1 protein-coding gene is annotated in these 1,130 nt (G+C 64.2%); it reads right to left on the reverse strand.

Annotation, left to right across the window (positions count from 1 at the left end; all coding sequences use genetic code 11):
• On the reverse strand, positions 1-1,130 hold a 1,130-nt coding region (locus tag ACFVX9_RS39650), incomplete at both ends, for a hypothetical protein (RefSeq protein WP_387987148.1).

Consider the following 1,130-nt stretch of genomic DNA (forward strand, 5'->3'; position numbering starts at 1 on the left):
GCGTAACCCCGATCACCAATAGCCAATGGGCTGGAATCGAAGATCTGGCGCCGAACCGGCTCGTGAATCACGGGTGCGTCCTGCATCCCGCGCTGCCGGGGAGGCGCCCACCACGTCGCCAGGTGGGGCGTGACAACGGCCGCGACCTCCTCCATCGGCTGTAAGTAGCCCTTACTGTCCTGCTCTGCCACCCAGATCCTTACTGCTGAACGGGGGTAGACGGGATTTATTCCGATCTCTCCCTTGGGGAGGATCCCATTGAAGGGAGTGGGTATTCCCTCGTTGTTCCAGTAGTCCCACACCTCAAGGGCCTTTGATTTCTCGAAGCAGTGATACAGCTGCCCGTAGCGGGCCATGTACCGGATCTCGCGGAATGCCATTTGGCCGATCAGTCCAGGCGCTGCTTTCTGGAGCGTAGCGATATCGGTGCCCTGGAAGGTGACCGCTGACACGTCCTGGGACGGGGCCAGTGCAGTGCGGGCGAGCAGGTGGGACAGCCTTCGCCGGACGTATTCGGCGACTCCCGGGCCGAGAGCCGGATCCAAGCCTTCGATGAGCTGGATGAGCTGGTGATGGCGCGGGCTGAAACGTGCCAGGTCGAACAGTTGATCCATGCCGTCCACGGCGGCGAAGGCGAGCCGTTTGTAGAGGAGGTTGTTCAGCTCACCCTCCCCGGCGTAGGCCTTGGTCTCCGGGGTGGTGGAGTGGAGCATCAGGTATTCGGACAGCACCTCGAAGTACAGGTAGCCGAGGAACGGTACGTCGGCCACCGCGTCGGAAAGCTGGTCGATGAAGGCCGGTGTTGGCGTCGCGTGGCCGATTGCGTTGCGCAGGGCGATGTCGAGGAACGCAGTCGCGGCGCGCAGGCTGGCGAGGACGGCGCGGTCGAGCCGGTCGCTTTCGGCGGGAGTGAGATAGCTCTGATAGCGCATGTAGGTGCGCAGGTGGATGGCGCCGAGGTGCAGGTAGTCGATCCCCTTGGGCCGGATCGGGGCATCCGGGGTGACCTCCAGGATCAGGGGCGTGGTGGATGGCTTTGTCCGCATCAGGTAGGCGCCGAGGTTGTGCGGGCGCAGTCCCTCGCGCTTGCAAGCGAGCGGTGAGCAGTACAGGGCGCCGCCCAGGCAGCC

Origin of the sequence: Kitasatospora sp. NPDC058243, from assembly GCF_042882025.1 — a bacterium.
GTDB lineage: Bacteria > Actinomycetota > Actinomycetes > Streptomycetales > Streptomycetaceae > Kitasatospora.